Genomic DNA, 14,625 nt, shown 5'->3' with positions numbered 1-14,625 from the left:
CGGTATGCAACAATCGCATCTACGAAGTGCCCTTTCGGCTATGGGTATCGGGGTGTCAGCAACTCCGATTCTCCCAGGTCAAAGGGCACTTCTGCTGTCACGACACACTCCCGGTGACAATCCGCGCGGTGGATCCAGGCTCAGTACCTCGTGAACAAGGCGTGGGCATGGGCACGCGACAAGGCCAAGAAAGCGGGCCTGTCCAAGTCCCCGCGCGTTCACGACCTGCGCACACGCACGCCGGGTGGCTGCTCACGGACGGCGTGCCCCTACTGGCCGTGTCCCGCCGTCTCGGCCACGACAGCATCGTGATCACGGCCGACGTGTACGGCCACCTGTTGCCGGAAGCCGACGACGCGATTCGGGACGCGCTGTCCGTGCGCCGGGCCGCGATGGGTGCCCCGGCCAAGGTCACGGGCCGCGCCGAAGTCGAGCAAGCGGGGTCCGGCCAACCGCAAGGCCACCGACACGGCCCCGGCCAACCGAACCGCCAAGGCCGAGCGGAACACCGGCCGCACGACGGGCAAGCCAAGACGGACGCACCGGCCGCGTAGGACGGCCTGAACGGGTCACAGACAGACCAAAGCGGCCGGGGTGGCGAGAAGCTACCCCGGCCGCTTTCTGCGTGAGCGTGTCCGGCTGATCGTGGTCGGTCGGCAAGCTCGGCCGCGAGCCAGCCGAGCACCGGCACCTACGCCAGTGCCCACCGGTACGGGCTCGTTGGTTCGTCAAGCCACACGGTGTGCGTCCCGTCGCGATCAACGCTCAGCCCGAACCGTTCCCGGACGGGTTCGCCGAGTCGTTCCCACTCGCCGCGCGCATCCTCGATCACGTCCCACAACCGGACCGGCCCACCCTGCCGGACTGAGTGCGTGCCGTCCGTTGTGGTGTGGCACACCCACGAGTTGTGTCCGTTGGCTAGCCACGTTTCGGTCGGCCCGCCGCCGTTCGGGGTGAAGCTCATGTGGTCGTAACCGCCGACGCGCAGCGCCGCGAAGAACTCGAACGGGCTGCTTCCGGTCGCGACCTCGGCCGCCAGGTCGGTTGTCCCGTGGGTGCCTTGGTAGTCCTGAACGGAGCGGAAGGCGTCTAGTGCCGCGTCGTGCCGGGTGCCGCGTATCGGCATGAATCCGCCGTAGTCGGGCAGGAACGGACCCGACGCGGTGTCACCGTGCACGGTGAGCAGCGCCAGCAGCCCACCACAGTTGCGCCGGTCCAACGGAACGAGCATCCTTCCGCCGTCGCGGGTCTGGTCAAGCCATGCACCGGGCACGGGCGCTACGCCCACGGTGACGATGATCCGGTCATACGGCCCGCGCTCGGCGCACCCCTCGCGACCGTCCCCGGCGAACACGTGTGCGTCGGCGTAGCCGAGCCCGGCGAGTCGGTGCGCGGCCCGCTCGATCAACACGGCGTCCACGTCCACGCTCGTCACGTTCGCCGCGCCGAGCCGGTGGCACAACAACGCCGTGTTGTACCCGGTGCCGGTGCCGATCTCCAACACCCGGTGCCCGTCGCGCACGTCGAGCGCTTGCAGCATCAACCCCATGAGCGTGGGCTGACTGCTGGACGAGGTAGCCGTACCGTTGATCGACTCCCCTGCCCGCGCCTTGTCGGTCAGCGCGTCGTCACCGTCCAACTGTGTGATCAGTGGAGCCATGCTGTGCACGCCCGCGAACCATTCCGGGTCGCCGCGTTGCACGAGCCGCCACCCGGCGAGGTCTGGTGTCTGTTTGAGGAAATGCGGCACGAACGCATCACGGGGTACGTCGCGGAACGCCGCGAGCCATTCCGGGTCCGTCACGTCACCGCTGGCGGCCAGTTCGTCAAGGAACTTGGCCCGCAGCGCGGGCAGGGGTTCAGCGTCGGTCACGGTTTCTTGTATCCTTCCAAAGCGTCCGCGATAGCGGCTGCGATCGGCATTCCAGTTTCGTCCTCAATCCACGCCCATTGCCCATTCGGGTTACATTCCAGAAACCACCATGCCCCATCGGGTGCCACCACAAAATCCAACGCGCCAAACCGCAAATTCAGTTCACGCAATAGCTCAGTGACACGACCCTGAACGAAGTTCGGTGTCTCCACGGCCGTATAGGTCAACGACTTGTAATCCGCCCGCCAGTCGACATACGCCACGGCCGATTCCGTGTCGATTCGTGCGGCGAAAAATTGCCCGTCCACGACGGTTAGTCGGACTTCGTAGGATTTCGGCACCCATTGTTGGAACATGTGCATTGTTCGGGCAATGTTCGGGTCGTCGCACTGTTCCGGAGTGACCACGTTGGCGAACACGTGCCGGTATCCCTCGGTGTCGGTGACGCCGTGCCCGCCGAACGGCTTGTACACCGCACTGCCCACGTCGGTCACGAACGCGCGGGCGCGCGTCGGGTCGTTGGTGACCAGCGTGCGCGGCACCTGCAACCCGCACGCCACGGCCGAGCGGAGCTGCGTCGGTTTGTACTCGGCGTATCCGATGTGGTGCGGATGGTTCAGCCACGGCCCCACGGCCGCCAACAGCCCGCCGAACCCCATCCGCGCCTGAACGGCAGACCACCGGCGTTCGTCGGCCGACAGGTCCGGGTGGAAGTCGAACCCGGTCGGTCGGCGGTAGTAGATACCGGACACCTCGGCAAGGTTCACCGAGCGCCGCGCGGTCTGCAACCAGGCCCCTGACCACGGCCCGCCGTTCAGCTCAGCGGACACGGACAACCGTTCCGGGAAGTCGGCCACATCGCACCGAACCACCGGGGTCTCCCGGCTGTTCAGCTCCTCCACCACCCGGTCCGCCGTGGGGTCGAAACGATCAGTCAGCACGAGCACAGACCGCGCGGCACCCATCGTGATCAGTCCTCCCGGTGGTCGGTGTCACTGTCCTTGTTGGTGCTCTGCCCGTCGCCCTTGTCGGTGACGGTGCCGGTCTGGCCGTCCGTGTGGCGTCCCATCCGTACCAACTGGCCGTCATCGTCGCGAATCAAGCCCACTTGGGCGTTCTCGTCATACCCGATGTCGGCGGGATTCAACGGCGTGACCTGACGTGGCCGGGTGCCCAACGTGAGCCCGAACGGGCGCATGGGCGAGGCCGGTTCGGGTGTCGCGTCGACCACGCCAAATCGTCGGCCGAGCGGGAAGTGGTCCGACGACGGGAACACGCCCGCGCCGGTCGGGCGTTCGTGCTGTTGCAGGGGCATGTGATGTACCTCCGGTGGGTAGGCGTTTGGTCGCTATCCGTCATACACGGGTCCGAGTTGCTGGGGCACCCGGCCCCGTCTCAGCGGGCGTCACGTGTCACCGGTAGCGGGTGACCGTCTTACGGCGTGGACCGAGCTTGTGCCACATGGTCAAGGGAAGCCACACGAACAGGCCCTATGCTCCAGCCGTGATGATGGTCAGGAACAGGTGTAGCCCGTGGCTCGTCCGCTTGCGTTCCTTGAATACGGCCTTACTCGGCGCGGAACCGGCCGCAATGGAGCCACAGCAGAGCGGTGATGTCTCCGCCGATTACTGGCTGTCCGATTCGCCTTGCCCGACTGACTTCGATATCGGTCACCTCGTCGTGATGGACGTCGAAGCCTACCCCTTTCGCGTACCGGTAGATCAATGTCGGTTGACCAAGCACTGGTCGGGTAACCGTGTTGTAGTACTGCGCCAAGTGTCCCGAAATTCGGGCATTCACGGCGTTGGCCAGCGACTCTGGCACGTTGACGTAGTCGCAGCAAGCAATTCCCGACACAGATCCTGGTCAACGAGTTGCGCAACGACAAGGGGTTCTGTTGTGGATAGCCCAAGTTGTCATCCGGGGTAGGGAGTCAGTTGCCCAGCCACCAGCAGGTTCCGGCAGCGGTGTCCTCGATCGTGATGCCACGCGCTCTTAGCTCGTTCCTGATCGAGTCCGCCTCAGCGAACTTCTTCTCGCCGCGAAGTCGACGACGCTCGTTCAGGAGTTCTTCGATGGCGGCGTCCTCCGAGCCGGCCTGGTCGGCGGCGAAGTCGAAGGTGTCGAACAGGGCGTTGACCTCATTGAGGAACTCACTAGCGCCCCTGCCTGGCTGCTGGCCGCTGCGGTTGTGCTCACGGATGTAGTCGAACAGGGCGACGAGCGAACCAGGGGTGTCGAAATCGTCGTCCATCCGTTCGTAGAACTTGTCGCGTGCACGCTCAGTAAGCTCCCGTGTGGCCCGGTCGTCATGACCGGCGTTGATCAGGCGCCAGAAGTTCTCCACGCGCCGACGGGCACCGCGCGCCTGCTCCGGGGTGTTCTCGTCGAGTTCCATGGACGACCGGTAGTGCTGGGACAGGAAGACGTGGCGGAGGGTGCGGTAGTCGGTCTCGGCCAACGCGTCGCGGATTGTGGTGAAGTTGCCCGTGCTCTTGGACATCTTGTCGCCGCCGACCCGCAGGAAACCGGTGTGCATCCAGTAGCGGACGAGCGGTTCCCGTCCCGAGGCGGATTCCATCTGCGCGATCTCGGCCTCATGGTGTGGGAAGATTAGGTCGACTGCGCCACCGTGCAGGTCGTACTGCGGACCGAACAACGCCTCGGTGATCGCGGTGTCCTCGATGTGCCAGCCGGGACGCCCCGGCCCGAGCGGGGTGTCCCAGTACGGCTCGCCCGGCTTGCGGGCCTTCCAGAGCGCGAAGTCCCCAGGGTTGCGCTTCTGCTCGTTCTCGTCGACCCGGGACAGGGCGTCCTCGGGCCGGGTCTCGGTGCGGCCGGACAGCTTGCCGTAGCGGGGGAACGTTGTGAGGTCGAAGTACCAGCCGTCGTCGAGTTGGTAAGCGTGCCCACGGTCGATCAGCGCCTGCACCTGGACAACGATGTCGTCGATGTGGTCGAGCGCGCGTTCGTGGACGTCCACGCTGGTGTTGTGCAGCGCGGCCATGTCCTCCAAGTACGCCTGCTCGTTCTCCTTGGCGAGTTGCTGCGGCGGTATGCCCAGCTCAGCCGCACGCCGGATGATCCTGTCGTCGATATCGGTGAGGTTCTGCGCGTACGTCACCCGGTACCCGCGAGCCCGTAGGTAACGGGCAACCAGGTCGAACTGAGTGTAGGTCTTGGCGTGCCCGATGTGACTGAGGTCGTAGACGGTTGGCCCACACACGAACATCCGCACCACACCAGGCTCCATCGGCGTGAACTGCTCTTTTCGCCTGGTCAGCGTGTTATAAATGATCACGTTGGGTTCCTCTGCGATATGTGAGACCACGGGGCCGGCGTGCGTGGTGCTGGGATCGATGGTGGCACGCGCTCGGACCTGCCCGCTCCACAACCCGCCAAACGCACCCAACCCGCCAAACGCTGACCCACGACGTCCATCCCGACCCACGGCGGCAGTGGTGTCGGCCGCAGAGGTCAGCGGGGCCGGCGGCGGGTTCGACGCAGGGGACTCAGGCCACGCCGTACACCCGGGTCACCGGGATGCGGACCACCAGGCGGCGGTCGTTGACCATCGCGGCGCGGTACTCGTCCCAGTCGGGGTGCTCGCCGGCGATCGCGCGGTACACCTCGACCAGCTCCGTCACCGTCGCGTCGTGCGGGTCCGCGGCTACGGGGGTCAGCTCGGCCGTGCCCTCGGCCACGGCGTAGGACCGGAAGCTCTTCGCCGTCGCGTAGAAGCTCGCCCTCGGGTCGCGGCGCAGGTTCGCGGTCTTCGCCCGGCCGTCGGTCACCGAGATCCGGATGACGCCGTCGGCGAAGGTGAACCCCACGTTGGACAGCTGCGGCCGCCCGTCGCGCTTGATGGTCGTCAGCACCCCATCGCGGGTGCCGCTCAGCAAAGCAAGCAGCCGATCTTCCATACCCGCGATTCTGCAACCTCGACCGAACCGGAGGTCAAGCGGCGTCGGAGGAGGCCGCGGCGGAGGCCGCGGCGCACGTCTCCAGGATCAACGCCGACACCCGCGCCGGCTCGTCGATCATCGGGACGTGGCCGCACCGGTACAGCCACGCATGCCTGGCCCGCGGCAGCAGCTCCGCCGCCCGCCGCGCCTGCCGCGGCCACAGGATCCGGTCCCGTGTCCCCCACGCGACCGTCACCGGCACCGACGGCTGCGGCGCGGCGAACGCGTAGCCCCGCCCGGCCGCCGCCACCAGGTCGAACGCCGGCGCGCCGACCATCGACCGCAGGTCGGCCAGCATGATCTCCGCCGTCATCCGCGACGGGTGCCCGTAGAGCAGCCCGCCGGCGACCGTGCGGACGTACCGCCACCGCAGCGCGGATCCCAGCGGGAGCCGGCCGGTCGTGCGGATCATCCGCAGCACCGACAGCGCCCACGCCCGGTCCCGCGGCGTCCAGAACCCGGCCGGTGCCAGCGCGGTCGCCGAGGACACGAGGCCACGCGAGGCGAGCTCCAGGCCGAGCACCCCGCCCAGCGAGTTGCCCGCCACGTGCGGCCGGGACAGGCCCAGGTCCTCGAAGATGTCCGCGCACGCCTGCACAGCGCTCGGCATGTCGTAGCCGCGCCCCTCGGGGAGCAGCGGCGATCTCCCGAACCCCGGCAGGTCGACCGCGATCACGTCGTGCGCCGCGGCCAGCGTGTCCAGTACCGGCTCCCACGCCTGCCACCTGTGCCCGATGCCGTGCAGCAGCACCAGTGGGCTGCCGGTTCCCCGGCGTTCGAACGCGACCTCGATGGGCTGCCTCGTCATGACTGAGCATGTTACCGCGATTTACATATAAACTCAGTACTCGTCGTGCAGCCGCCACCAACTGCTCGGCGCGCTGTCCCCGCGGCCGGCCTCCTCCCATGCCTCCTGGCGGCCGAGCGGCGTGAGGTCCAGCCAGCGCAGCGTGGTGTTGGGCAGGTCGCCGCCGCGGCCGGTGGTGAAGTACGTCCGGTACACCGACGCGCCGTCGCGCAGGAACACGCTGATCCCGAACCCGCGGCCGGCACCGCACTCCTCGGTGAACTCGGTGGTGGCGGTGAACCACGGCACCGTCCAGCCCATCCGCTCCCGGTACGGCCGGAGCTGCGACTGGGGCGCGGGCGAGGTCAGCACCAGCGTGGTGTCCCGCGCGTTCAGGTGCCCGAGGTCGCCGAGCCCGTCCACCATCATCGAGCAGCCGGGACACCGGTGGTCGTCGCCCGCGAACATCATGAAGTGGTAGACGATCAGCTGGCGGCGGCCGTCGAACAGGTCCAGCAGCGACAGCGGGCCGGACGGGCCCTCGAACTCGTGGTCCGGGCGGAGCTCGACCATCGGGAGCCGGCGGCGCTCCGCGCTGAGCGCGTCCAGCGCCCGCGTCGCGGCCTTCTCCTTCACCAGCAGCTCGTCCCGCGCGGCCTGCCACTCCTGCGCGGAGACGGCCTCGGGCAACGTCGTCATCGTCGGATCTCCCTTCAGGATCGAAGCCATTCCGGCATCGGGCCGGGGAAGCGGGTCTCGAAGTCGACCACGCCCACCCAGGCCGGCCGCACCGCGATGCGCTCCATGCGGGTGCCGCGGCGGCGCAGCTCGCCGAAGTACGCGTCGGCCTGCTCGGCCGGCATCGTCCGGCGCATCACCGCCTCGTACTCCGGCACCACCTCGCCGGTCTCGGAGACCTCCGCGGTGCCGTGGATCATCAACACCCGCGGCGGCGGCTCCGGCGTGTCGATCGTGATCGCGACGGCCGGGTTGGCCCGCAGCGCGCGGACTTGGCCGACGTGGCGAACCCGCCCATCACGACCTCCTCGCCGGTCCAGTGGAAGTTGATCGGCACCACCCGCGGCGTGCCGTCCAACGCGATGTACGCGATCCGGGCGGTGATCAGCTCGGTCAGCAGCTTCCGCGCGACGTCGGTCTCCAGCAGACCGAGGTCGCCCTGGTGCAACGACTCGGTCACCGGGCACCCCCGGCGACATAGGCGGCCAGGTCGGCGAAGCACTCGCGCCAGCCGCTCTCGTGGCCGTCCCGCGACTCGACGGTGTCGAAGCCCGACTGGTGGAAGGCCATCTCGGTCTTGCCGTCGCGGTCGGCGAAGGTCACGGTGACGAGCGTGTCCTCGACCGGCTGGTCCGCCACCGGGTCCCACGTGAAGCTGAACACCAGCCGTTCCGGCGGGCGGATCTCCAGGTAGACGCCGCTGGACCAGTACTCGACGCCCTCCTCGTTGCGGATGCAGGTCCGCCACGCGCCGCCCTCGGTGCCGTTCACCGTGACCGACGGCGCGGTGAAGCCGCTCGGGCCCCACCACCTCGCCAGGTGGTTCGGGTCGGTCCAGCACTCGAACACGAGCTCGCGCGGGGCGTCGAAGACCCTCGTGATCACGAGCTCCCGCTCGGTGGCGGTGTCACTCATCGTCGACATCCTTCTGCTCCTCCTGTCGCCTGGTCTCCTTCTGGAGCTCCCGCAGGTGCTCGTCGAGGCGGTCGAAGCCGCCTCCCAGAACTGCCGGTAGCGCTCCAGCCAGTCGTTGGCGTCTCGCAACGGCGCCGCCTCCAGCCGGCACGGCCGCCACTGCGCGGAGCGACCGCGAGCGATCAGGCCGGCGCGCTCGAGCACCTTCAGGTGCTTGGAGATGGCCGGCAGGCTGACATCGAACGGCTCGGCCAGCTCGGTGACCGTGGCCTCTCCCGTGGTCAGCCGGGCCAGGATCGCGCGGCGGGTCGGGTCGGCCAGCGCCGCGAAGGTGCTGCTCAGCTGATCAACGCTCATGTACTCAACCACCTAGTTAATTAACCGACAGGTTCAACGTACCTCACGGGCGCACGCTGTCAACCCCGGCGCCGGGTCAGGTCGCGACGGGTCGGTTGAACAGCTGGTGAAAATGAGCGCCAGAAATCGCGCCACGCTGAGTGTCAAATCAATTGCTAACAGTCGCGGAGCGAAGGCGAGAGAATTTGCCGGATCGCTGTGCCCCCGACCGGATTCGAACCGGCACTCCACCCCTTTTAAGGGGGCTGCCTCTGCCAGTTGGGCTACGGGGGCAGGCGCAGCCTAGGACGTGATCACCAGGCTACGGACGGGTTTTTCAGAACTTGGGTCCGCTGGCCCAACCCGGGATACGCCTTTTGGACCTACTCCGGCAGGGCTCGGTAAGGCTACCGGCGCAACGCCGACCAGGTGCGGGAAATGGCGCGACTCAGCCTTGGGCCACGCGGTCGAAGTCGGCCCGCGGATTGTTGATCTGACCCATCGAGATGACCTCGCGCCGTAACAGTCCACTCAGTAACCAGTCGGCTACTACGCGGAATTTCCGGTTGAACGTGGGCACCCGCGCGACGTGGTAGCCGCGGTGCATGGCCCAGGCGATGAAGCCCTTGGCCTTGACGTTGTAGACGTCCGCGACACCCTTGTGGAGGCCGAGGCTCGCGACCGAACCGACGTTCTTGTGGAAGTACTGCTTGGGCTCGTGGTCGCGGAGCACGGCGATGACGTTCCTGGCCAGCAGGTTGGCCTGGCGCACCGCGTGCTGGGCGTTGGGCGCGCACAGCGCGTCCGGGTCCTCGTCGGTGCGCGACAGGTCGGGCACGGCGGCGTTGTCACCGGCCGTCCACACGTCGGGCACACCGTCCACCCGCAACGTGGCGGTGGCGCGCAGCCGGCCGCGGTCGTCGAGCGGCAGGTCGGAGCCGGCGAGCACCGGGTTGGCCTTGACGCCGGCCGTCCACACGATGGTGTCGCTGTCGAACTCGGTGCCGTCGGAGAGCATCACGTGCCCGTTCTCGAACGACTTGGCCAGAGTGGACAGATAGACCTCGATGCCGCGGCGCTCGAGCTGCAGGACCGTGTACACGCCGAGGCTCTCCCGCACCTCGGGCAGGATCCGGCCCGCGGCCTCGACGAGCACCCAGCGCAGATCGGTCGGCTCGATGTTCTCGTAGTAGCGGGTGGCGTAGCGGGCCATGTCCTCGAGCTCGGCGAGCGCCTCGATGCCGGCGAACCCGCCGCCGACGAAGGTGAACGTGAGGAGCTTGCGGCGCAGGTCGGGGTCCACTGTGCTGCTCGCCGCGTCCAGTTTGGACATCACGTGGTTGCGCAGGTAGATGGCCTCGCCGATGGTCTTGAACGCGATGCCCTGCTCGGCGAGCCCGGGGATGGGCATCGCGCGACCGACCCGAGCGCGACGACGAGCACGTCGTACTCGAGCTCATCGAGATGGCCGTCCGGCGCCTCGATCGTGACCTTCTTCGCGCCGTGCTCGATCTTGGTGACGCGCGCGGTGAGCACGTGGCAGCGCTTGAGCGCGCGACGCAGCGGCACGACCACGTGCCGCGGCTCGATCGCGCCGGCCGCCGCCTCGGGGAGGAACGGCTGGTAGGTCATGTGCGGCTGCGGGTCGACGACCGTGACGGAGGCCTCGTTGCCACGCAGCTTCCGCTGCAGGCCCAAGGCCGTGTACAGCCCGACATACCCGCCGCCGAGAATCAAGACCCGGGTCGGTGCGGATTTCCCTCGCCCCATGAGTCCATGGTGACATCTTTACCGTTGCCACGCCCGTCGCCACCGGTGTGAGCGTGGTCGCGGCGCTGCCGGTGCCAGACCAGGATGACCAGCGCGATCGCGGTGAGGCCGAGGAGCGCGGTGACCTCGAGCACGGCGGGGGTCTGCCGCACCGGCAGCAGCGCCGCCACCCCGACGAGGGCGAAGACGATGGCCTGCACCAGTACGAACCGGACGGCGGTCTTGCGCAGCGCACGCAGATGCACACGGCCGGTCACCGGGAGCACGCCGGCGAGCCCGCAGCTGACGTGGAACAGGTGGACGACCGGGATCATCGCCAGCACCGCGGGTCGCAGCGGGTCGTCCCCGGTGAGGGCGAGCAGGACGGCCGCGCCGACGACGACGGCCGAGGGAACCGGCGAGGCGGGCGCGTAGACGGAGGCGAGGATCGCCGGCCCGAGGATGAACAGCGCGCCCCACATGGCCCCTTCGGTGGACGGGATGAGGACGACCCCCACCCCGCTGAGCGCGACGAAGGCGCGCAGCGTCCAGCCGGGGAGCCCGGCACCGAGCCTGGGCGCGTCGACGGCCTGCGTGGTCATCGCGCCTCCTCCGCTCGGCCCGTCATCGCCGGCCCCGGATCCTGCGCCGCGCCGACTGGAGCACGGTGCCGAGCGTGCCGTCGGCCCAGCGCACCACCGGGACGCCGTGCTCGCCGAGTACCGCGAGGCGGACCCGCTGCTCGGCCACCACGATGGCGCGCACGGCCTCGCCCCAGGGCGTCTCCTCGTCCGGCACGAGGTCCGGCGGCAGCACGTCCACCGCGATCACGAGGTTGCCCCGACGCGCGGCCCGCACGGTCAGCTCCACGAGCTTGTCGTCGAGGAACGGGGACAGGATCACCACCGTCGCGCCCGGCGGGACCTGCGCCGTGCGCAGCACCGGCTCGCCGGCGCCGGAGACTCGCTGCGCCGAGAGCACGAGCGAGTGCCGGATCCGCTGCAGCTGCCGGCGCCCGGACCCGGCCGACACGCCGCCGCGCGGCTGCCCGATGTCGATCAGGCCGACCCGGTCGCCCTGGCGAAGGAACGTCGCGGCCAGCGAGCTCACCGCGCGTACGCCGGTGTCGAGGCTGCCGCCCACCCGGGCCGCCGCCCCGACCTCCACCTCGGCCCAGTCGGCTATCCGCCGGCCGACGTCCAGCGTCGTGTCCAGCGCAAGCAGCAGGTCGGCATCGGCCTCGGCGTGCCGCTCGCGGACGTGCAGCGTGCCCGGCACCAGCTCGCCGCCACTGGCGGCCGCGGCACGCAGAGACACCCGCCAGTCCACCCGGCGCAGCCGGTCACCGGACTGGAACGGCCGGATGTCGCGCAGCTCCATGCCGTCGCCCGGGCGGGCCGAGCGGTGCGCGCCGACCAGGCCGGCGGCCCTGGGCGGCAGCGGCGCCGCACGCAGCGGGTCGATCGGCGGCAGCACGGTGTGGTTCGTGGTCCGCCCGACGACCGGGCCCAGCACGTACAGCCCGTCGTGGCTCGCCATCAGGTGGTCCGGCCGCAGGTAGTTGGACAGACCCCAGGTGTTCCACCGGATGACCGCGTGCACCTCGCCGGTGACCGCCGGCAGCAGGTGCACCGGCCCGACCCCGGACCGGGACGCGACCGGCATCCGCAGCGCCGCGATCGCGGCGCCCTCCCCCGGCTCCATCGACACGGTCACCCGGCTGCGCAGGTCGGCCTCGACGGTGTCCGCGAGCTTGACCTCGCGCACCTTGGGGCGCCCGGTCGGCGGGCTCACGAGCATCATGCTGACCAGCAGCGGCAGACCCACGAGCAGCAGCTCCAACCGGTGCAGCGCGACGCCCGCGACGGCCAGACCGAAGCCGCACGCGACCGCCCGCAGCAGCGCGTCGGTCCGCCGCCAACCGTGCGAGCGCACCTCCCGCCGGCCGAGGAACCAGCGGCGCGCCCGGCGGCCGAGGCCCCGCTGCCGGGTCTCGTACGTGGCTACCACCTGCTCGAAGGACATCAGCGCCGGGACCGGGTGGTGCTCGGCGTGGGCACCGCGCCGAGCAGCTCGTTGACGACCTGCTCACCGGTGGTGCCCGAGCTCCACGTCTCGGCCCGCAGCGTCATCCGGTGCGCGAGCGCGGGGACCGCGCACTCCTTGACGTCCTCCGGCAGCACGAAGTCGCGGCCGGACAGCACCGCGAGGGCCCGCGCGACCAGGAGCAACGCCTGCGAGCCACGCGGTGACGCGCCGACCTCGACGGACCGGTGGCCGCGGGTGGCGTTGGCGAGGTCGACGCAGTAGCGCAGCACGTCGTCGTCCACCGCGACCCGCTCGAGGCCGGCCTGCAGCGCGGCGAGCCGGGTCGCCGCGATCACCGGGTCGAGCACCACGGCCTCGCGCTGCCGGGCGATCCGGCGGCGGAGCACCTCGGCCTCCTCATCGGGCGGCGGGTAGCCGACGTCCAGGCGCAGCAGGAACCGGTCGAGCTGGGCCTCGGGCAGCGGGTAGGTGCCCTCGTACTCGATCGGGTTGGCGGTGGCGAGCACGTGGAACGGCTTGGGCAGCGGGAACGTGCGGCCCTCGACGGTCACCTGGCGTTCCTGCATGGCCTCGAGCAGCGCGGCCTGCGTCTTGGGCGGCGTGCGGTTGATCTCGTCGGCGAGCAGCATGCCGGCGAACACCGGACCCTGCCGGAAGCTGAAGTCGCGCTCGGCGGGGTCGTAGATGAACGAGCCGGTCACGTCGGCCGGCTGCAGGTCGGGGGTGCACTGGATGCGCCGGAAGTCCAGACCCACCGCCTGGGCGAGGCTGTGCGCCATCAGGGTCTTGCCGAGCCCGGGGACGTCCTCGAACATCACGTGCCCGCCGGCCAGCACGGCGGCGAGCGCGAGCCGGACCGTGCGCTGCCGGCCGACGACCACCGAGGCGACCGCGTCGAGCACCGCGACCGACTCGGTCCGGATGGTCTCCGGCGAGGGCACGCTGTCCGGCTCCTTGTCCACTGTGGACGGCGAGCTCATAGTTCCTCCAGGCGCCGCACCAGCGCGGCGAACTCGTTCGGCTTGGGCAGACTGGCGTCGTGGGCGGTGAGCAGCCGGTGCAGGTCGTCGCCGAGCCGCGCACGGGCCCGCGGGTCGTGCAGGTCGGCGATGTCCGCGGTGTCGGGGTCGCGGCGAAGGGTGGTGACCGCGAGCCTGCGCAACCGCGGCTGGACCCGCGAGGTGAACCGGTAGGGGTCGGCGGCGGCCTGGCTCAACCGCTCGGTGAGGGAGGTCGCGTGCAGGCAGACACTGGACGACGGCCGGTCGGGCTCGGGTGTCCAGTCGGCGTCGAACGCGCCGGAGAACAGGCCCGCGAGCAGCACCGCGGCGCCGGCGGGCAGCGAGATGACGATCGCCCACGAGACCGGGGTGCCCATGGCGACGACGACCACCACCGCCACCACCACGGCGGTGAGGACGGCGAGCAGAGCGGCGCGCACGACGCTCACCCGACCGGCTCCGCGGCGCTGGCGGCCTCTTCGCTTTCGGCGTGCGCCGCACCGTTCGCGAGCGCGGCCAGGATCCGGTCGAGCGCGGCGAGGGCGGCGTCGGCCTCGGCGTCGCCGACCTGGCCGGGCGGGCCGAAGCGGGCCCGCTGGTAGAGCTCGCGGAGGTCGTCGAGGGCGGGCTCGCGGGTGATGTGGCGGGCGAGCAGCGCGGCGGTGAACTCGGTGGCGGTCTGGTGCGGCTCGCGGCCGGCGCCTTCGTGCGCGGTGGCCTCCTCGAGCCGCAGCCACGCGGCGATGACCGCGTCGCCCGGTGGGCCGCCCCGCCTGCCGGCGAGCTCGGTGCGGGCACTCTCGGCCGCGCGGCGCAGCCGCATCGGCATCGTGACCTCGAGCGCGCCGATCTCCTCGTCGGCCTCAACGCCGACGCCCAGGCGGCGCTTGCGCCGCTGGAGCCGGCGGAGATGCCGGACCAGCAGCGAGAACGCGATGAGCAGCAGGATCATCGCGATGACGGTCATGAAGGTCTGGACCACCTCGGCCCTGTCGACGACGTCGACCTTGAACGCGTTCTCGTCGGTCGGTGCGCCGTGCAGCGGAGGGGTGTCGCCGACGCCCCGCTCCAACGGAACGTCCCGCAGGCTGCCGGGCACGGCCGACTTCCCCCGCGCGGCGACGACCGCGAACAGGAGCAAGGCGGCGACCGTGCACAGAACGGCGACCCGGGAGCTCCTCATCCCCCGCAGCATGCCTCACGGACCAAGGG

At 69.9% G+C, this 14,625-nt stretch carries 15 protein-coding genes, 1 tRNA gene and 3 pseudogenes; 1 reads left to right on the top strand and 18 read right to left on the bottom strand.

Annotation, left to right across the window (positions count from 1 at the left end; translation table 11 throughout):
• The first annotated feature begins 308 nt into the window (after nt 1-308).
• Nucleotides 309-554, top strand: a complete 246-nt coding sequence (locus GEV28_RS23715; protein ID WP_291414325.1) for a hypothetical protein — start codon at nt 309-311, stop codon at nt 552-554.
• 137 nt (nt 555-691) lie between these two features.
• On the opposite strand, the gene GEV28_RS23710 is transcribed toward GEV28_RS23715, so the two are convergent.
• The 18 genes and pseudogenes from GEV28_RS23710 to GEV28_RS23625 form a co-directional block, all read right to left on the bottom strand.
• Nucleotides 692-1,873: a methyltransferase domain-containing protein gene (locus tag GEV28_RS23710; RefSeq protein WP_291414324.1), complete on the bottom strand. Its 1,182-nt coding sequence runs from the start codon at nt 1,871-1,873 to the stop codon at nt 692-694.
• Nucleotides 1,870-2,838 carry an ATP-grasp ribosomal peptide maturase gene (gene tgmB / locus GEV28_RS23705; RefSeq protein ID WP_291414323.1) on the bottom strand — a complete coding sequence of 323 codons (969 nt, stop codon included), beginning with the start codon at nt 2,836-2,838 and terminating at the stop codon, nt 1,870-1,872. Before tgmB ends, GEV28_RS23710 begins: the two co-directional genes overlap by 4 nt.
• A gap of 5 nt (nt 2,839-2,843) precedes the next feature.
• Complete coding sequence (tgmA, locus tag GEV28_RS23700; RefSeq protein WP_291414322.1) at nt 2,844-3,188, bottom strand: putative ATP-grasp-modified RiPP; 345 nt, start codon at nt 3,186-3,188, stop codon at nt 2,844-2,846.
• A 618-nt stretch (nt 3,189-3,806) separates the two neighbouring features.
• Nucleotides 3,807-5,174, bottom strand: coding sequence for a cysteine--tRNA ligase (gene cysS, locus GEV28_RS23695; RefSeq protein ID WP_291414321.1), 1,368 nt, complete (start codon nt 5,172-5,174; stop codon nt 3,807-3,809).
• A gap of 211 nt (nt 5,175-5,385) precedes the next feature.
• Entirely contained in the window at nt 5,386-5,796 is a 411-nt protein-coding gene (locus tag GEV28_RS23690; protein WP_291414320.1) for a PPOX class F420-dependent oxidoreductase, read from the bottom strand.
• A gap of 34 nt (nt 5,797-5,830) precedes the next feature.
• Nucleotides 5,831-6,646: an alpha/beta hydrolase gene (locus GEV28_RS23685; protein ID WP_291414319.1), complete on the bottom strand. Its 816-nt coding sequence runs from the start codon at nt 6,644-6,646 to the stop codon at nt 5,831-5,833.
• A gap of 33 nt (nt 6,647-6,679) precedes the next feature.
• Nucleotides 6,680-7,324, bottom strand: a complete 645-nt coding sequence (locus GEV28_RS23680; protein ID WP_291414318.1) for a DUF899 domain-containing protein — start codon at nt 7,322-7,324, stop codon at nt 6,680-6,682.
• Nucleotides 7,325-7,338: 14 nt separating this feature from the next.
• Entirely contained in the window at nt 7,339-7,563 is a 225-nt protein-coding gene (locus GEV28_RS23675; protein WP_291414317.1) for a hypothetical protein, read from the bottom strand.
• Complete coding sequence (locus GEV28_RS23670) at nt 7,563-7,823, bottom strand: hypothetical protein (protein ID WP_291414316.1); 261 nt, start codon at nt 7,821-7,823, stop codon at nt 7,563-7,565. Before GEV28_RS23670 ends, GEV28_RS23675 begins: the two co-directional genes overlap by 1 nt.
• Nucleotides 7,820-8,218 (bottom strand): annotated as a pseudogene (locus GEV28_RS23665) (SRPBCC domain-containing protein); the annotation flags it as partial. The pseudogene GEV28_RS23665 and the gene GEV28_RS23670, both read right to left, overlap by 4 nt.
• Before the next feature lie 52 nt (nt 8,219-8,270).
• Nucleotides 8,271-8,635: pseudogene (locus GEV28_RS23660) on the bottom strand (ArsR/SmtB family transcription factor).
• Between the two features lie 199 nt (nt 8,636-8,834).
• Nucleotides 8,835-8,908: transfer RNA gene (locus GEV28_RS23655), tRNA-Leu, on the bottom strand.
• Nucleotides 8,909-9,062: 154 nt separating this feature from the next.
• Nucleotides 9,063-10,384 (bottom strand): annotated as a pseudogene (locus GEV28_RS23650) (NAD(P)/FAD-dependent oxidoreductase).
• A complete protein-coding gene (locus GEV28_RS23645; protein WP_291414314.1) occupies nt 10,348-10,965 on the bottom strand; it encodes a hypothetical protein in 618 nt (205 codons plus the stop codon). Before GEV28_RS23645 ends, GEV28_RS23650 begins: the two are co-directional and overlap by 37 nt.
• 22 nt (nt 10,966-10,987) lie before the next feature.
• Nucleotides 10,988-12,388: a DUF58 domain-containing protein gene (locus tag GEV28_RS23640; protein ID WP_291414313.1), complete on the bottom strand. Its 1,401-nt coding sequence runs from the start codon at nt 12,386-12,388 to the stop codon at nt 10,988-10,990.
• Nucleotides 12,388-13,392, bottom strand: a complete 1,005-nt coding sequence (locus GEV28_RS23635; RefSeq protein ID WP_291414312.1) for a MoxR family ATPase — start codon at nt 13,390-13,392, stop codon at nt 12,388-12,390. Before GEV28_RS23635 ends, GEV28_RS23640 begins: the two co-directional genes overlap by 1 nt.
• On the bottom strand, nt 13,389-13,862 hold the full coding sequence (locus tag GEV28_RS23630; RefSeq protein WP_291414311.1) for a hypothetical protein: 474 nt from the start codon (nt 13,860-13,862) through the stop codon (nt 13,389-13,391). The genes GEV28_RS23635 and GEV28_RS23630 overlap by 4 nt, the downstream gene beginning before the upstream one ends.
• Entirely contained in the window at nt 13,859-14,596 is a 738-nt protein-coding gene (locus GEV28_RS23625; RefSeq protein ID WP_291414310.1) for a DUF4129 domain-containing protein, read from the bottom strand. Before GEV28_RS23625 ends, GEV28_RS23630 begins: the two co-directional genes overlap by 4 nt.
• Between the last annotated feature and the right edge of the window lie 29 nt (nt 14,597-14,625).

Source organism: Actinophytocola sp., from assembly GCF_009379765.1.
Classification (GTDB): Bacteria; Actinomycetota; Actinomycetes; order Mycobacteriales; family Pseudonocardiaceae; genus Actinophytocola.
Note: the sequence above shows the minus strand (reverse complement) of the source record. Positions and strands in the feature narration are given on the sequence as shown.

Bases quoted from the DNA above. Each gene is read 5' to 3' on its own strand.
- GEV28_RS23680 (WP_291414318.1), bottom strand. From the start codon at position 7,324: ATGACGACGTTGCCCGAGGCCGTCTCCGCGCAGGAGTGGCAGGCCGCG.
- GEV28_RS23685 (WP_291414319.1), bottom strand. From the start codon at position 6,646: ATGACGAGGCAGCCCATCGAGGTCGCGTTCGAACGCCGGGGAACCGGC.
- GEV28_RS23675 (WP_291414317.1), bottom strand. From the start codon at position 7,563: ATGATCCACGGCACCGCGGAGGTCTCCGAGACCGGCGAGGTGGTGCCG.
- GEV28_RS23645 (WP_291414314.1), bottom strand. From the start codon at position 10,965: ATGACCACGCAGGCCGTCGACGCGCCCAGGCTCGGTGCCGGGCTCCCC.
- GEV28_RS23625 (WP_291414310.1), bottom strand. From the start codon at position 14,596: ATGAGGAGCTCCCGGGTCGCCGTTCTGTGCACGGTCGCCGCCTTGCTC.
- GEV28_RS23640 (WP_291414313.1), bottom strand. From the start codon at position 12,388: ATGTCCTTCGAGCAGGTGGTAGCCACGTACGAGACCCGGCAGCGGGGC.
- tgmB (WP_291414323.1), bottom strand. From the start codon at position 2,838: ATGGGTGCCGCGCGGTCTGTGCTCGTGCTGACTGATCGTTTCGACCCC.
- tgmA (WP_291414322.1), bottom strand. From the start codon at position 3,188: ATGCCCCTGCAACAGCACGAACGCCCGACCGGCGCGGGCGTGTTCCCG.
- GEV28_RS23690 (WP_291414320.1), bottom strand. From the start codon at position 5,796: ATGGAAGATCGGCTGCTTGCTTTGCTGAGCGGCACCCGCGATGGGGTG.
- GEV28_RS23635 (WP_291414312.1), bottom strand. From the start codon at position 13,392: ATGAGCTCGCCGTCCACAGTGGACAAGGAGCCGGACAGCGTGCCCTCG.